The 14,282-nt window shown below is 73.4% G+C and carries 14 protein-coding genes and 1 pseudogene; 9 read left to right on the forward strand and 6 right to left on the reverse strand.

Annotated features, from left to right (window positions below; genetic code table 11):
- Positions 1-2: 2 nt before the first annotated feature.
- The gene (locus FXF65_RS23855) at positions 3-662 is read right to left on the reverse strand and encodes a TetR/AcrR family transcriptional regulator (RefSeq protein WP_148352244.1); all 660 of its coding nucleotides are present in this window, start codon (positions 660-662) and stop codon (positions 3-5) included.
- 152 nt (positions 663-814) lie between these two features.
- On the opposite strand from FXF65_RS23855, the pseudogene FXF65_RS45385 reads away from it, so the two are divergent.
- Positions 815-2,134 (forward strand): annotated as a pseudogene (locus tag FXF65_RS45385) (APC family permease); the annotation flags it as partial.
- A gap of 23 nt (positions 2,135-2,157) precedes the next feature.
- Here FXF65_RS45385 and FXF65_RS23865 read toward each other — a convergent pair.
- Positions 2,158-2,844, reverse strand: a complete 687-nt coding sequence (locus FXF65_RS23865; RefSeq protein WP_222868708.1) for a PadR family transcriptional regulator — start codon at positions 2,842-2,844, stop codon at positions 2,158-2,160.
- Positions 2,845-2,924: 80 nt separating this feature from the next.
- Entirely contained in the window at positions 2,925-3,815 is an 891-nt protein-coding gene (locus tag FXF65_RS23870) for an aldo/keto reductase (RefSeq protein WP_148352246.1), read from the reverse strand.
- Here FXF65_RS23870 and FXF65_RS23875 point away from each other — a divergent pair.
- Positions 3,814-4,560, forward strand: coding sequence for a helix-turn-helix domain-containing protein (locus FXF65_RS23875; RefSeq protein WP_246199041.1), 747 nt, complete (start codon positions 3,814-3,816; stop codon positions 4,558-4,560). The genes FXF65_RS23870 and FXF65_RS23875 overlap by 2 nt on opposite strands.
- Positions 4,561-4,569: 9 nt before the next feature.
- Here FXF65_RS23875 and FXF65_RS23880 read toward each other — a convergent pair whose 3' ends face one another.
- Both FXF65_RS23880 and FXF65_RS23885 read right to left on the reverse strand, forming a co-directional pair.
- Positions 4,570-4,962 (reverse strand): hypothetical protein, encoded by a 393-nt coding sequence (locus FXF65_RS23880; protein WP_148352247.1) that lies wholly within the window; start codon positions 4,960-4,962, stop codon positions 4,570-4,572.
- Positions 4,962-7,430: a DUF4132 domain-containing protein gene (locus FXF65_RS23885; RefSeq protein ID WP_148352248.1), complete on the reverse strand. Its 2,469-nt coding sequence runs from the start codon at positions 7,428-7,430 to the stop codon at positions 4,962-4,964. Before FXF65_RS23885 ends, FXF65_RS23880 begins: the two co-directional genes overlap by 1 nt.
- Before the next feature lie 6 nt (positions 7,431-7,436).
- Between FXF65_RS23885 and FXF65_RS23890 the strand changes: the two genes are divergently transcribed.
- The 5 genes from FXF65_RS23890 to FXF65_RS23910 all read left to right on the forward strand — a co-directional run bounded on the left by FXF65_RS23890 (position 7,437) and on the right by FXF65_RS23910 (position 11,978).
- On the forward strand, positions 7,437-8,996 hold the full coding sequence (locus FXF65_RS23890; protein WP_342787493.1) for a flavin-containing monooxygenase: 1,560 nt from the start codon (positions 7,437-7,439) through the stop codon (positions 8,994-8,996).
- Between the two features lie 24 nt (positions 8,997-9,020).
- The gene (locus FXF65_RS23895; protein WP_148352249.1) at positions 9,021-9,788 is read left to right on the forward strand and encodes an SDR family NAD(P)-dependent oxidoreductase; all 768 of its coding nucleotides are present in this window, start codon (positions 9,021-9,023) and stop codon (positions 9,786-9,788) included.
- Positions 9,789-9,907: 119 nt separating this feature from the next.
- On the forward strand, positions 9,908-10,696 hold the full coding sequence (locus FXF65_RS23900; protein WP_246199042.1) for a serine protease: 789 nt from the start codon (positions 9,908-9,910) through the stop codon (positions 10,694-10,696).
- 42 nt (positions 10,697-10,738) lie between these two features.
- Positions 10,739-11,647 (forward strand): NAD-dependent epimerase/dehydratase family protein, encoded by a 909-nt coding sequence (locus FXF65_RS23905; protein ID WP_148352250.1) that lies wholly within the window; start codon positions 10,739-10,741, stop codon positions 11,645-11,647.
- Positions 11,648-11,657: 10 nt separating this feature from the next.
- The gene (locus FXF65_RS23910) at positions 11,658-11,978 is read left to right on the forward strand and encodes a GroES family chaperonin (protein WP_148352251.1); all 321 of its coding nucleotides are present in this window, start codon (positions 11,658-11,660) and stop codon (positions 11,976-11,978) included.
- A gap of 178 nt (positions 11,979-12,156) precedes the next feature.
- Here FXF65_RS23910 and FXF65_RS23915 read toward each other — a convergent pair whose 3' ends face one another.
- Positions 12,157-13,191, reverse strand: coding sequence for an SMP-30/gluconolactonase/LRE family protein (locus FXF65_RS23915; RefSeq protein WP_148352252.1), 1,035 nt, complete (start codon positions 13,189-13,191; stop codon positions 12,157-12,159).
- Positions 13,192-13,293: 102 nt separating this feature from the next.
- Here FXF65_RS23915 and FXF65_RS23920 point away from each other — a divergent pair, with 102 nt between their 5' ends.
- Together FXF65_RS23920 and FXF65_RS23925 are read left to right on the forward strand one after the other, a co-directional pair.
- Positions 13,294-13,746 carry a MarR family winged helix-turn-helix transcriptional regulator gene (locus tag FXF65_RS23920; protein ID WP_222868709.1) on the forward strand — a complete coding sequence of 151 codons (453 nt, stop codon included), beginning with the start codon at positions 13,294-13,296 and terminating at the stop codon, positions 13,744-13,746.
- 84 nt (positions 13,747-13,830) lie between these two features.
- Positions 13,831-14,199, forward strand: coding sequence for a PH domain-containing protein (locus tag FXF65_RS23925; RefSeq protein ID WP_067889934.1), 369 nt, complete (start codon positions 13,831-13,833; stop codon positions 14,197-14,199).
- Positions 14,200-14,282: the final 83 nt, after the last annotated feature.

Raw genomic sequence — 14,282 nt, forward strand, 5'->3', positions numbered from 1 at the left:
GGCTAGGCGAGTTCGTCCAACGGGTCTTCGGGCTGTGACAAGGCTTCGGGGGCCTCGGGCGCGGTGAGGTCGCAGCCGGTCGCGTCGGACGCGGCGGCGAGCAGCAGCGCCTCGGCCCGCGCGGTGTCGACGGTGGGCACGGCCATGACGATGTGCAGGCCGTAGCCGTCCTCCAGCGCGACGAGGTTGCGGGCGATGCCGCCCGCGTCGCGGGTGAGGGAGAACGCGCCCGTGGCGGCGCCGACCTCCAGGATCCCGGAGTAGATGCCGACCTGCCGCTCGTACAGCCGGATGTGCTCGGCGGCGTAGGAGGCGTCCCGCCTGGCGATCGTGCCGAGCTCGTACAGCAGCACGCACAGTTCGTCCCCCGGCCCGGACGGCAGCCCGCTGCGGACCATCGCGACCAGCCGGCGGCGCGGGTCGGGCTCGTCGCGGACGGCCTCCTCCCGCGCGGCGCAGAACCGGTCGACGGCCTCGCGCTGCACGTCCCGCAGCAGGTCGGTGAGCGTCGGGTAGTAGTACAGGACGGATCCCGGCGACATCTCGGCCGCCGCGGCGACGTCCCGCAGCCGCAGGTCGAGCATGCCGCGGTCGAGGACCGCGCGGCGCGCGGCCGCGACGAGGTCGGCGCGCCGCTCGTGGGCCCTGCTGGGTCGTGCCATGCCGACATTCTCCGAAGATCGTTCAGACAATGCAAGTCAGAGTCTTCGCAGGAAAACTCGAAACCAACTTGTAACACACCTGGTCCTTGACCTGGCATCGGGGCGTTCTTTGATACTCATTCAAGGAATTTCCAGCCCAGGAGGTGCCCGTCATGGCCGCTCCAGAGGTCCGCGAACCGGCCGCCGCAGGCCGTCCGCCCGCACTGCACCGCGGGCTCCGCACGATCGGCGCGCTGCTCATCGTGCTGTCCGCGATCACGCCCGCGTCGTCGGTCTTCATCATCGCGCCGGGGGTGATCTCGCAGGCGGGCACCGGCGCCTTCCTGAGCTTCGCCGCGGCGGGCGTCGTCGGGGTGTTCATGGCCTTCGTCTACGCCGAGCTGGCGTCGGCGTACCCGCTGACCGGCGGCGAGTACGCGATCGTCGGCCGCACCCTCGGCCGGCTGCCCGGCTTCGTGGTGCTCGGCCTGATCCTCATCACCCAGCTGCTGATCCTCGCGGTGATCGCGCTCGGCGTCGGCACCTACCTCGGGGTGATCATCGACGGCCTGAACGGGCCGGTGATCGCCGCCGTCACGGTCGCCGTCGCCACCGTCATCGCGATCCTCGACATCAAGGTCAACGCGGTGGTCACCGGCGTCTTCCTCGCGATCGAGATGATCGCGCTGGTGGTGCTTTCCGCGCTCGGCTTCCTGCACGTCGAGCGCCCGATCACCGACCTGATCGGCAATCCGGTCGTCGGGATGGACGGCGGCGGCGTCACCGCGGCGTCCGCCGGGCTGATCGCGGCCGCCACCGCGGTCGCGATCTTCGCCTACAACGGCTACGGCTCCGCCGTGTACTTCGGCGAGGAGACGCACGACGCGCACAAGGCCGTCGCGCGGACGGTCCTGTGGGCGCTCGGCATCACGGTCGCCGCCGAGCTGATCCCGGTCACCGCCGTCCTGCTCGGCGCGCCCGACCTCGACAAGCTGTTCCACTCGGAGAACATGCTGGAGTACTTCGTCACCGAGCGCGGCGGCGACACCCTCAACACCGTGCTGAGCCTCGCCATCGCGCTCGCCATCCTGAACGCGGTCATCGCGATCATGCTGCTCACCGCGCGGCTGATCTTCAGCTCGGGCCGGGACGGCACCTGGCTCCCGAAGGTCGACCGGGCGCTCACCTCGATCCACCCGCGCTTCGGCACGCCGTGGATCGCGACGCTGCTGACCGGCGTGCTCAGCGCCGCGGCCTGCTTCCTGGACGAGAAGTTCCTGCTCGTCGTCACCGGGACGTCCCTCGTCGTCGTGTACGGCGCGTTGTGCGTCGCGGTGATCGCCGGCCGCCGGAACGGCACCACCGCCCACGCCGGGTACCGGATGCCGTGGTTCCCGATCGCGCCGGTCGCCGCGCTCCTCGCGCTCGTCTACGTGATCTACCAGAACGCGAAGGACCCGGAGATCGGGCGGCCGAGCCTCTACGTCACCATCTCGGTGGTGGTCGTGGCGGCGGCCTACTTCATGCTCGTCCTGCGCCGCCGCGGCGGCTGGAAGCTCACCGGCGACCCCGCCGACCCGGCCGCCGACCCGGCCGCCGACCCGGCCGCCGACCCGGTCGACTCCGGCGGCGAGCCGGACGGCGAGGAGCCGCGGTCGTCGGCCATCACGTAGGCGCCGGACTCCAACCGCTCGATCAGCCGGAGCGTCCACGCCGTGGCCGCGTCGGCCGAGTGCACCCACCAGCCGAGCAGTTCACGGTGATGGTCGTCCGTGTCCTGCTCGGCGAGGTGGGGGGCGACGGACGAGCGCCAGCCCGCGAGGCCGTCCAGCCGCCTGCACAGCAGCGCGATCGCCTCGGCGCGCGGCAGCTCGGTGAGGAAGCCGAGCCCGGCGGTCAGCATCTCCGGGTGCCGGATGTCGACGGTAGCGAGGGCGCAGCGCAGCAGCCGGAGGAACTCCTCCCGGCCCTCCTCCGTGATCTCGTAGTCGGTGTGCGGCGGCCCGGCGTCGCTCTCCTCCACGTCGTGTGCCAGCAGCATGCCCTCCTTGGCGAGCTGCCTGAGCGCGTGGTAGATCGAACCCGGGTTGACGTGGGCCCACTCGTCCGATCCCCACGAGATCAGATCGCGGCGGACCTCGTACCCGTGGGCCCGCCCGGCCCGCCGCACGCCGCCGAGCACCAGCAGCCGCGTAGCCGACATCTCACTCCCCCTGACCGCTCCCCCTGATCGCAACGTGCGCCTCAGCGTAGGCCGTGCCGGGGACAAGCGGCGAAGTACGGCTATTGTCGCAGCTCGGCGAGGTCGGCCCCGGTGAGCGCGAGGCGCCCGGCGGCCATGTTCTCGGCCAGGTGGTCCGGGGAGCCGGTGCCGGGGATGGCGAGCATCACCGGCGAGAGGGCCAGCAGCCCGGCGAGCAGCACCTGCGGGACGGTCGCCCCGTGCCGGGCCGCGACCGCGCTCACCCGCGCGTCGTCCGGGATGCCGAACCCGCCGAGCGGGAAGTAGGGCGCGTAGGCGATGCGGTCGCGCTCGCAGATCGCGAGCAGCTCCGCGTCCTGCGGCCGGGTGATGTCGAACCGGTTCTGGATCGCCGCGACCGGCGCGATCCGCCGCGCCTCTTCGAGCTGGGCCGGGCTCACGTGGCTGAGCCCGAGATGCCGGATCAGGCCCTCCTCCTGGAGCCCGGCGAGGACGGCGAACCGCTCCCCGACCGGCTCGTCCCGCGGCGTCTCCAGCCCGCCGGGACGCAGGTAGACGAGGTCGAGCCGGTCGAGCCCGAGCTCGGTCAGGTTCCGCTCCACCTCGGCGCGCAGCCCCGATGCGTCGAGCTGGCCGGACGGGAACGGGTCGCCCGGCCCCCGGTACGGGCCGACCTTCGTGGCGATCACCAGGTCGTCCGGGTAGGGGGCGAGCGCCGCGCGGATCATCTCGTTCGCCGCCGGGCCGTCCTGGTGGTAGTAGAACGCGGCGGTGTCGATGTGGTCCACGCCGAGCTCGACCGCCCGGCGCAGGACCTTCAGGCCGGTCTCCCGGTCGTTCGGCGGGACGCCGCGGCGGCTCGCGGGCAGCCGCATCGCGCCGAAGCCGAGCCGGGAGACCGACCGGCCGCCGCCGAGGTCGAACCGTCCCGGGGCGTGTTCCGCACCGCTTGCGCCGAAATCCTGTGTCATGGGCCCCACTGTGCTGCTGCGGGACGTCCGGGACGACCGGCTGGCAGCTTGCTGCCAGGTGGCAGACTGGGGTGCGATGAGCGTCGACCTGGACCGGAACGTCGTGCTCCGCGGCGAGGCGGAGCTGGTCGAGCGCGCCGGGCCGCTGTTCCTCGCGAGCGAGGAGTTCGCCTGCGCGGCGGCCGACACGCGCACCTGGGCGCTGCCCGGGGCGCGGGAGCGCATCGTCGCCGAGCGGCGCCGGACGCGGCCGGGGCCCGCCGTCCGCAAGCTGTACGGCCCGGCGGCGCTCGCGGACGAGGAGTCCGAGCGGCACCTCGTGGAACTCGCCAACGCCGGGGCGCGGGTGCGGATCTGCCCGACGCCGCTGCCGCACGAGACGATCATCGTGGACGGGCGGGTCGCGATCCTCGCCGGACCGGCCGTCCCCGGCGACGCCCGCGAGTACACGGTCGTCCGGTCGCCGGGCGTCGTGCGGGGCGTCGTGTCGCTGTTCCGCGCGACCTGGGAGACGTCCACCGAACTGGCCGACCACCGGCGCGACCGCCCGCCCGCGCTGTCGGAGGAGAGCCGCCGCATCCTGGCGCTGCTCGGCGGCGGGCTGAAGGACGAGGCGGCGGCGCGGCGGCTCGGCATGTCGCTGCGCACCTACCGGCGCCGCGTCGCGGAGATCCTCGTCCTGCTGGACGCCGACTCCCGCTTCCAGGCCGGGCTCCGCGCCCACGAGTTCGGCCTCCTCACCTGACGCCGCCCGTCACCCGCCGACAAGCGGGACGAGCTTGATGAACACGAGGTCGGGGTCGGCGGTGAGGTCGACCTCCTCGTCAAGGTCGTCGACCTGGCGGTCGCCCGCGAGGACGAAGAACCCGTTGCCGAGGAACGCGCGTTCGGCGATCTCCGCCTGTCGCTCCCAGTCGAGGCGGCGCGGCTCCGGGAGCCGGTAGCCGTTCAGCTCGGCCTCGGCGCCGTCCGGGCGGACCAGGCCGTGGAACCGCTCGGACGGCCGGACGTTGTGCCGCGCCACCTCCTCGCGGACGCGGAGCCTGATCAGCTCCCGCACGGTCATCCGGTCCGGCAGGCCCGCCACCGTGACCTCCGCGACCGGCTTTCCGGTGGCGGTCTCGTCCCGGAACGTCACCGCAGGCATCAGGCGCCTCGCTTGATCTGGCGGAGGATGGACTCGTCCTCGATGCGGTCGTCGGCCGCGAGGAGGAACGCCTTGCTGAGGATGAGGGAGAGCCGCTCGTCCTCGAACGGCAGGAAGACCTTGCCCTGGCCGCCCCGCCCCTGGACGATGCAGAGGTAGGCGTCGTCCGGCTCCATGAGCACGTTCGCCGAACCCAGGTGGATCCTGTAGGTGCGCAGCTCGCCCCTGACCACCAGGTAGCGGCCGTCGAGCGCGCAGCGGGCGGCGATCCTCGTCCGCGGCAGGACGCGCTCCAGCGCCTCCCGGCGGACCTCGGCGCTCGCGGTCAGCTCGCCGAACGTCGTCTCGCGCCAGTACGCGGCGAAGCGGTCCTCCCCGCGGTCGACCCACTCGGGGTCGGCGGCGATCGAGGTGACGCCGACGAACAGGTCGACGTCGCGCATCGCCTCGCTGAACACCAGGGGCGGCACATCGGCGAGGGGGACCTCGCGCCAGGAGCGGGCGGTGCGGCCGGTGCGGCGCTCGAACCTGACCTGGTCGGTGGTGGCGTGCTCCGGGCCCCAGTCGGCGTTCTCGACCGGTTCGTGGTGGAAGCACGCCCGCCATCCGCCGCCGCCGAACTCGCCGCGCGCCTCGCCGTCGTACCCGCCCTCGTACCCGCCGAGGAAGTTGGACTGCCAGCCGCGCTCCTTGAACAGCGCGTACAGGCGCCGGTACCGGACGACGTGCGCGGCGAACCGGTTGGAGTACGTCGCGGTCTCCTCCTCGGCGGGGGTGAGCAGGTATATCTCGCGGAACGCCTGCTTGAACGGCTGCCGGACCTGCTCCTCGGCGACTCGCTCCCGCCAGGCGCGTACCTCGTCCACGGCGGCGCGGATGGGATGCCAGAGCCGCACCCGCGCGAAATCACCCTCGGGGGCGCCCAGCACGGCGTGCCAATCGCCTCGGGCGTCCTCGAACTCCCAGATGAGGCCGCGGACGAGGACGCCGGTGACCGGGTGGTCGCGGTAGTGCTTGCGCCATTCGCCGTAGGGCCAGGCGCGGTCTTCGGACATCAGGGACTCGACGCGGGCCCGCTCGGTGGAGAGCGTCGCCCGCACCTCCTTCGCGAGGGCCTTCAACTCCTTCAGCTCGTCCGGAAACCCGGCCTTGACGGCGGCGGGAGCGGTGCGCGACGTGCGGCCGCTCGCAGCGGTGAAGGTGAGCCGGACGGTCGCCGCGTCCTGTACCGCGATCCGCGCGGTGTGCTCGCCGAGCGTCCGCTCAACCGCGCCGTGGACGCCGAGGCCGTGGGACGGCACGCTGCGCTCCACGAGCTGCGCCTTGGTGATCCCCTGCCGTTCGGCCGCCGCCTGGAGCGCGGTCTCGACCTGTTTGCGCAGCGCCCTGTTCTTGATCTTCGTCTGGAGCGGCCACAGCGCCTCCAGCGCGCCGTCGCCGCACGCGGCGAGCGCGTTGATCGCGGCGCCCGCGACCTTGAGGCCGTCGTCGACGTCGCCGCCGGGCGCCCCGGCGCGCAGGGCGAGCGCGCCGAGCCGCCGCACCGCCTCCGGCCCGCCGGTCAGCGCCGCCGCCCACAGGAGGCCCCGCGCGAGGTTCCCGTGCCGCTGATGCACGAGGTAGTAGTAGTCGGCGTGGCTGCCGTGCTCTTGGTAGGACAGGGGCGGGTCCTCGGCCAGGGCGCGCAGGGTCTCGGCCACGGCGTCCCGGGCGTCCGCCGCGTCGGTCAGCGCGACGCACGCCCTCCGCCACTTCTGCGACGGGCGCGGCGACGACAGGCTCGCCAGATGGCGCAGGAGGCGCGCGACCTCGACCTCCGGTCCGCGCTCCGCGAGGTCGCGCAGCGCAGCGCCCCACGGGTCGTACGGCGGGATCAACCCGTCCGGGATGCGCGCCTCGTCCAGGCGTGCGGCCAGCGCCCGCAGGCGCCCCTCGACGCCGGTGCGCTCCGCGATCGGGACGGAGGCCCCCTCCAGCGCACGTTCGGCGGCGCGCACCCTGTCCGCGACCTCGAGCAGGCCGTCGCCGTCGAGCCGCTCGGCGGCGGACAGGGCGATGCCGAGGGAGCCCGCGTGCCAGGAGCCCTCGGTGACGCAGTCCAGCAGGACGGCGCTCTCGCCCGGCGTCCATCCCACGGCCTTGGCCGCCGTGTCGCGCATGGCGTCGCCGTGCGTCCAGAAGACGGCCTCGTTGTGCCGGGCCGCCAGTGTGAGGGCGAGGACGGCGGCGCGCGCGTCGGCCTCCGCGCAGGCCGCCAGCAGCCGGTCGAACTCGTCCTGGAGCGCCTCCTTCACGCGCAGGTACTCCTCGTACCCTCCGGCGCGGGCGGCGGCTTCGGTGGTCCAGACGTTCGCCCACTGTCGTTCGAGGACGGACAGGAGCGGGCGCGACCGGTCGAGGGCGGCGAGGCGGATGTCGTCCAGGCCGTCGTCCGCGCGGGCCTCGGCGGCGAGGGTGTCGTGCAGCATGTCCGGATGGTGGCAGGCGTCGCCGACAGAACCGGGGGCGTCCTGGTCAGCGCGCGCCCGGCCGCCTACGCTCGGACGTACCGCGGCAGAACGAGGTTCGGGGCGGCCATGGCGCACAGCGTGGTGATCATCGGAAGCGGGTTCGGCGGGATCGGGATGGCGATCCGGCTCCGTCAGGCGGGAATCCGCGACGTCGTCGTGCTGGAGAAGGCGGACGGCCTCGGCGGCACCTGGCGGGACAACACCTACCCCGGCGCGGCCTGCGACGTCCCGTCCCACCTGTACTCGTTCTCGTTCGAGCCCAAGACCGACTGGTCGCGCCGCTTCCCGCCGCAGCCGGAGATCCTCGACTACCTGCGGCACTGCGCCCGCGAGTACGGCGTGCTGGAGTGCGTCCGGTTCGGGACGGAGGTGACCGAGGCCCGCTTCGACGAGGACGCCGCGCTCTGGCGGATCTCCACGACGTCCGGCGGGCTGGAGGCGCGGGTGCTCGTGTCGGCGTGCGGGCAGCTCAACCGCCCGGCCCTCCCGCCGATCGAGGGCCGGGAGGCGTTCGCCGGGCCGAGCTTCCACTCCGCCCGCTGGGACCACGGCGTCGACTTGCGCGGCCGCCGGGTCGCGGTGGTCGGGACGGGCGCGAGCGCGGTCCAGTTCGTCCCGGAGGTCGCGGCGGAGGCGGCGGAGCTGCGGCTGTTCCAGCGGTCCGCGCCGTACGTGATCGACAAGCCGGACCGGGCGTACCGGCGGTGGGAGGGCGCCGTCCTGCGGCACGTGCCGGGGCTGTACGGGCTGAGCCGCGCGCGGATCTACGCGCTGTACGAGGCGCGGGCGCTCGGCTTCATCAAGTACCCGCGGCTCCTGGCGCTGCTGGAGAAGCGGTTCAAGAACACGCTTCGGGACGGCGTCGACGACCCGCGCCTGCGGGACGCGCTGATCCCCGGCTACCCGATGGGCTGCAAGCGGATCCTGATCTCCAGCGACTACTATCCGGCGCTCGCCCGGCCGAACGTCGACCTGGTCACCGACCCGATCACCGGCGTCACGCCGACCGGCGTCCGGACGGCGCGCCGCGACTACGACGTGGACGTGATCGTCTACGCGACCGGGTTCCGCAGCACCGAGTTCCTCTCCCCCATGAAGATCGTCGGGCGGGACGGCCGGGAGCTGAACGAGGCGTGGCGGGACGGCGCGCACGCCCACCTCGGCATCACGGTCAGCGGGTTCCCGAACCTGTTCCTGCTCTACGGCCCGTACACCAACCTCGGGCACAACTCGATCATCTACATGCTGGAGTCGCAGTTCCGGTACGTCCTCGGCTGCGTGGACGCGCTGCGCCGCGCCGGGCTCGCCTGGATCGACGTCCGCCCCGACGTGCAGGACGCCTTCACCCGCGACATGCGCGAGCGGCTCCGCTCCACGGTGTGGGAGAAGGGCTGCCGGAGCTGGTACATGACGGCGGACGGCAAGGTCGTGAACAACTGGCCGGGGTTCACGTTCGCCTACCGGCGCGCGACCCGCCGCCCCGACCCGCGGCATTTCCGCGCGCGGCGTGCTACCGCCGGGTAGCCCGCGCGATCTAGGCTCGGTCCCATGCCGACCGCCTTCATCACCGGCGCGACCGCGGGGATCGGCGCCGCGTTCGCCCGCCGCCTCGCCTCCGACGGGTTCGACCTCGTCCTGCTGGCCCGCGACGCCCCGCGGCTGGAGCGCGCCGCCGCCGAGCTGCGCGACCGGTACGCCGTCCGCGCCGAGCCGCTGCCCGCCGACCTGTCCGCCGAGGACGGGCTCGCGGCGGCCGAGGACCGCGTCCGCACGGGCGTCGACCTGCTGGTCAACAACGCCGGGTTCGGCAACAAGGGCGTGTTCCTCGACGTGCCCGTGTCGGACGAGCTGACCATGCTGAGGGTGCACTGCGAGGCCGTCCTGCGGCTCACCCACGCCGCCCTGCCCGGCATGCTGGAGCGCGGCCGGGGCGGCGTCGTGAACGTGTCGTCGGCGGCGGCGTTCGCGACGCGCGGCACGTACGGGGCGTCGAAGGCGTGGGTGGTGAACTTCAGCCAGGGCGTCGCGGCCGACATCGCGCGGCGGTCCGGCGGCCGCGTCCGGGTGATGGCGCTGTGCCCCGGCTTCGTGCACACCGAGTTCCACGACCGCGCCGGGATGGACATGTCGGACGTCCCCGGCTTCATGTGGCTCGACAAGGACGACGTCGTCGACGCCGCCCTGCGCGACCTGCGGCGCGGGGTGCAGGTCAGCATTCCGGGCCCGCAGTACAAGGCGATCGTCGGGCTCACCCGGGTGCTGCCGCGCGCGCTGGTCTCCCGGATGTCGTCCAGCACCGGCCGTAAGTACGAGTAGGCGGACTGTCAAGGGGCACGGCCCGGCGGGGGGGGCGGCCGGGGAGCCCGGCGCGGGGTCCCGGAAATGCCGCCCGGGAAGGGCGTGCGCGCCACGTCATGATCACGTACATTGCCGTGATGGCCCTCCCCGTCCGCCGGGCCCTCGGCTCGGCCCCGCTCGCCGCCGCCATGCTCCTCTCCCTGCTTCTCACCCTCCTGTTCTCCCTGGTCGGGGCGCTTCCCACGCCCGCGTCCGCCGTCGTCGGCGGGACTCCCGTGCCCGCGGCGCGGTATCCGTGGCTCGCCGCCGTCGGATCGCCGGTGTTCCTCGTCCGGGCGTCCGGGCAGTTCTGCGGCGGGGTCCTGACCGCGCCCGACCGGCTGCTCACCGCCGCGCACTGCGTCGACCTGTTCCGGGCCGTGCCGTGGCTGCTGACGGCCACCTTCGGCCGCGACGACCTCGGCGGGACGGGCGGCGAGACCGTCCAGGTGAAGGCCGTGCGGGTCCATCCCGGCTACCGGGAGACCTCGTTCAAGGGCGAGACGGTCGGCCACCACGACCTCGCCGTGCTGACGCTGGCGCGTCCGGTGCGGCGGGGCGTCGCCGTCCTCGACCGGCCCGGCTCCGCGCGCACCGGGGAGATCGCCGGATGGGGCGGGACGTCCGCGAACGACCTGTTCAACACGCGGTTGCGGGCCGCGAACGTGCCCGTCCACGGGAACGCGGTGTGCGAGCGCGCGTACGGCGACTCGTTCGACGGGGCGGACATGCTGTGCGCGGGATCGGCCACGTTCGACTCGTGCGAGTTCGACAGCGGCGGGCCGCTGCTCGTGCGCGGCCGGGTCGTCGCGCTGACCTCCTGGGGGTACGGCTGCGCGCGTCCGGGCTACCCCGGCGTCTACGCGCGGCTCGGGTCGCTGCCCTAGGCGGCGTTGCCGCGCCGCTCCCCCTGCCGCGATGCTTGGACGGTGCGGGTCTTGGTGACGGGTGCGGCGGGTTACATCGGATACGCGGTCGGACGGCGCCTCGCGGCGGCCGGGCACGACGTGGACGGGCTGGTGCGGCGGGACGCGGCGCTACCGGACGGGGTCCGTCCCGTCCGCGGCGACCTCCTCGATCCCGGCGGGCTGCCGCGCGGCCCCTACGACGGGGTGTGCCACCTCGCGGCGCTGACGCGGGTCCGCGAGTCGTTCGACGCGCCGCTGCGCTACTTCACCGCCAACGTGCAGGGCACCGTGAACCTCCTGGAGGCGGTGGACGCGCCCCGGGTCGTGTTCGGCTCCACGGCCGCCGTCTACGGGACGCCGGAGCTCCAGCCGATCCCGGAGACCGAGCACACCGCGCCCGGCAGCCCGTACGGGGCGTCCAAGCTCGCCGCCGAGCAGGCCGTCCGGTACCACGCGCGGACGGGCGCGGCCGGCGCCGTCGTGCTGCGCACGTTCAACGTCGCCGGGTCGGTGGACGGCAGGCCCGACCCGGACGGGACCCGGCTGATCCCGAAGGCGCTCGCCGTCGCCGCCGGGCACGCCCCGCACCTGGAGATCAACGGGGACGGGCGGGCCGTCCGCGAGTACCTGCACGTGGACGACCTCGCCGCCGCCTACGTCCTGGCCCTGGCCGACGTCCGGCCCGGCGAGGACCGCGTCTACAACGTCGGCAGCGGCGCGGGCGTCGCCGTCCGCGAGGTGGTCGCGGCCGTGGAGGCGGTGACCGGGCGCCGCGTCCCGGCGCTGCGCCGCCCGGCCGCGCCGGAGGCGCCGGTCCTGGTCTGCGACGCGGGCGCGATCCGCGCCGAACTCGGCTGGCGGCCGGAGCGGTCCGCGCTGCCGGAGATCATCGCCGCCGCCTGGAACGCCCTGACCCGCGAAGACGGATAAACTCCCCACCGTGTCCCAGCCGAAGTTCGAAGTCCAGATGCTCACCGACCGCGTCATGATCAAGGTCGAGAAGGACAGCGGCGAGCGCCGCAGCACCGGCGGGATCGTGATACCCGCGACGGTCGAACAGGCCAACCGCCTCGTCTGGGGCGAGGTCTGCGGCGTCGGCCACCACGTCCGCGCCGTGAAGCCGGGCGACCGCGTGCTGTTCCATCCGGGCGACCAGTACGAGGTCGAGATCCAGGGCGAGAACTACCTCGTCATGCGCGAGCGGGACCTGCACGCCGTCGCGAGCGAACGTCCCGAGCACGGCACCGGCCTCTACCTCTGACGGGGCCGCTACCTCTCACGGGCCCACTGCTCAACCCGTTCTTTCGAGGTCACGAGCCTGAACCGGGAGAACTTCTACGCGGAGGTGCCGCTCAGCGCCCCCGACCTCCCGGCCCTGCGCGCGGCGCAGGGCCGGGCGGCCGCGGCGTTCCGCTACACCGTGGAGTGAGCCGCCGGGATCAGAGGCCCCGGACGGCGGCGACGGTGAACGGCAGCTCCGGCGTCCCGTCGCCGAGCGGACCGCCCTTGTCGAACTGCGAGCGCACGACGTAGAGCGTCCCGCGCAGGCGGGCGAGGGTCGTCGGGAGCTGGAGGGACGTGTCGGTCAGGCTCGCCTCCCGGCGGGCGGTGCGGCCGTCCGGCGCGACCCTCCAGCGGACGATGCGGTTGTCCACGTTGTGGACCGTCCACAGGCGTCCGTGCTGGAGTTCGAGGCCGTCGGCGTTGAGCATGTCGGCCCCTTGCAGGACGGTCCTGCCGTTCCCGCCGGTGGCGAGGTCGAGCCGGTACAGGTCGCCGCCGTGCGCGTCCGCCGCCAGCAGGAAGCGCCCGCCGGGGTCGGCGACGATGCCGTTCAGGGTGAAGTCGCCGGTCCTGTGCGGGTCGAGGACGTCGTCCAGGTCGAAGGCGACGGACAGCGTGCCGCGTCCGCCCTGTGCCCGCGCGAGGTCGCGGGGCGTGACGCGGTACACGACCGACCGGAAGCTGTCGGTCAGGTAGGCGGTCCCGTCGGGAGTCATGGCCAGGTCGTTGACGAACCGGGCTTCCGTGCCGGGGACGTCGAAACGGGCCAGGAGCCGCCGCGTGCGCGTGTCGTACACGGCGACCCCGGACGCGGAGCTGGTCACCCACAGCCGTCCGGCGCGGTCGACCTTCAGCCCGTTGGCCGTGTTCCGTCCGTCCGCGCCCGCGGGGAGGAACACCTCGGCCACGCGGTGGCCGGGGTGCATGCGGTAGACGGTGCCGTCCTGGAACGACCCGGCGTACAGGTCCCCGCGGCGCGGATCGGCGGCGATGCCCTCCGGGTAGACGCGGTCGCCCGGCAGCACGAAGGCCGGGGAGATCCGCGCCTCGGACGCCGCCGTCGCGTGGACGGCCGCGCTCGCCGCCGGAGCCGTGGCGACCGACGCGGGCAGTAAGGCCACCGCGACGGCGACGGCGGCGGCGACGGCGGCGGGACGGCGCAGCCGCGCCGAGATCACAAAGCGAGACATCACATCTCCGTTCGAGGTGAATGCTTAGAACGCACACATACGCTAGTTAGAGTCCTAATAGACGTCAACGCCTTTTCCGATGACCGGCGATAACATGCGGAGATGACTGAGATGCCCCTCCATGAGCGGCTCGGCTCGCACCTCAAGCGCGCCGAGCAGGCGCTCAGCGGGGCGAAGCACGCGGCGGTCAAGCCGAGCGGGCTCACCGTGCCGCAGTACGCCGCGCTGCTCCACCTCGCCGACAACCCCGGCATGTCGGCCGCCGCGCTCGCCCGCGCCTGCGCGGTCACCCCGCCGACGATGAACACCGTCCTGAAGAACCTCGCGGAGCGCGGCCTGATCGAGCGGACCCCGCACGAGTGGCACCGCAACATCCTGGAGACGCGGCTCACCGCCGAGGGCGAACGGGTGCTGACCGTCGCCGACGTCGGCGCCGTGCGGGTCGAGCGCGGCCTCGCCGCCGAGTTCACCGAGGACGAGCGCGCGACGCTGGTCGAGCTGCTCGGCCGCTGCGTCGGGTTCCTCGAAGCGTCGCGGTCCGCGCGCGGCACCTGAGACACTCCCTGCGGACGGCCGGTACGGAACCGGCATGACCGGCCAGACCGTCCAAGACGGACGCACGGGACCGAGGGAGGACGCATGGGCGAGGACATCCAGCACGACAGGTCGGGACAGCTCAAGCAGATCGAGAGCGGACTGCTGCCCGGCGAGCAGATCGTCGCCGTCTACGACGCGGTCGGCACCGGCACCGGGTTCATCGGCCTCACCGACCGGCGCGTGATCATCCAGGACAAGAGCTTCGCGGGCAAGAAGTACGCCATCACGAGCGTGCCCTACTCGAAGATCACCTCGGTGAGCGTGGTCAGCAACAAGTCGTGGGCCGGGTCCTACTTCTCCACCGGGTCGATCGCGATCAACGTCGGCGCGCAGACCTACGAGATCGAGTTCCGGGGCAGCGACAAGAGCCACCACGTCCACAACGTGATCCTGGACTTCATCTCGCGCTGATCTTCGCGCGGATTCTCGCGCCGATTCCCGCGCGGCCGATGAGTTCCGGCCGTCCGCCCGGTACCAACGGCGAGGGCGCACCG

Origin of the sequence: Actinomadura syzygii, assembly GCF_008085905.1 — a bacterium.
Taxonomy (GTDB): domain Bacteria; phylum Actinomycetota; class Actinomycetes; order Streptosporangiales; family Streptosporangiaceae; genus Spirillospora; species Spirillospora syzygii.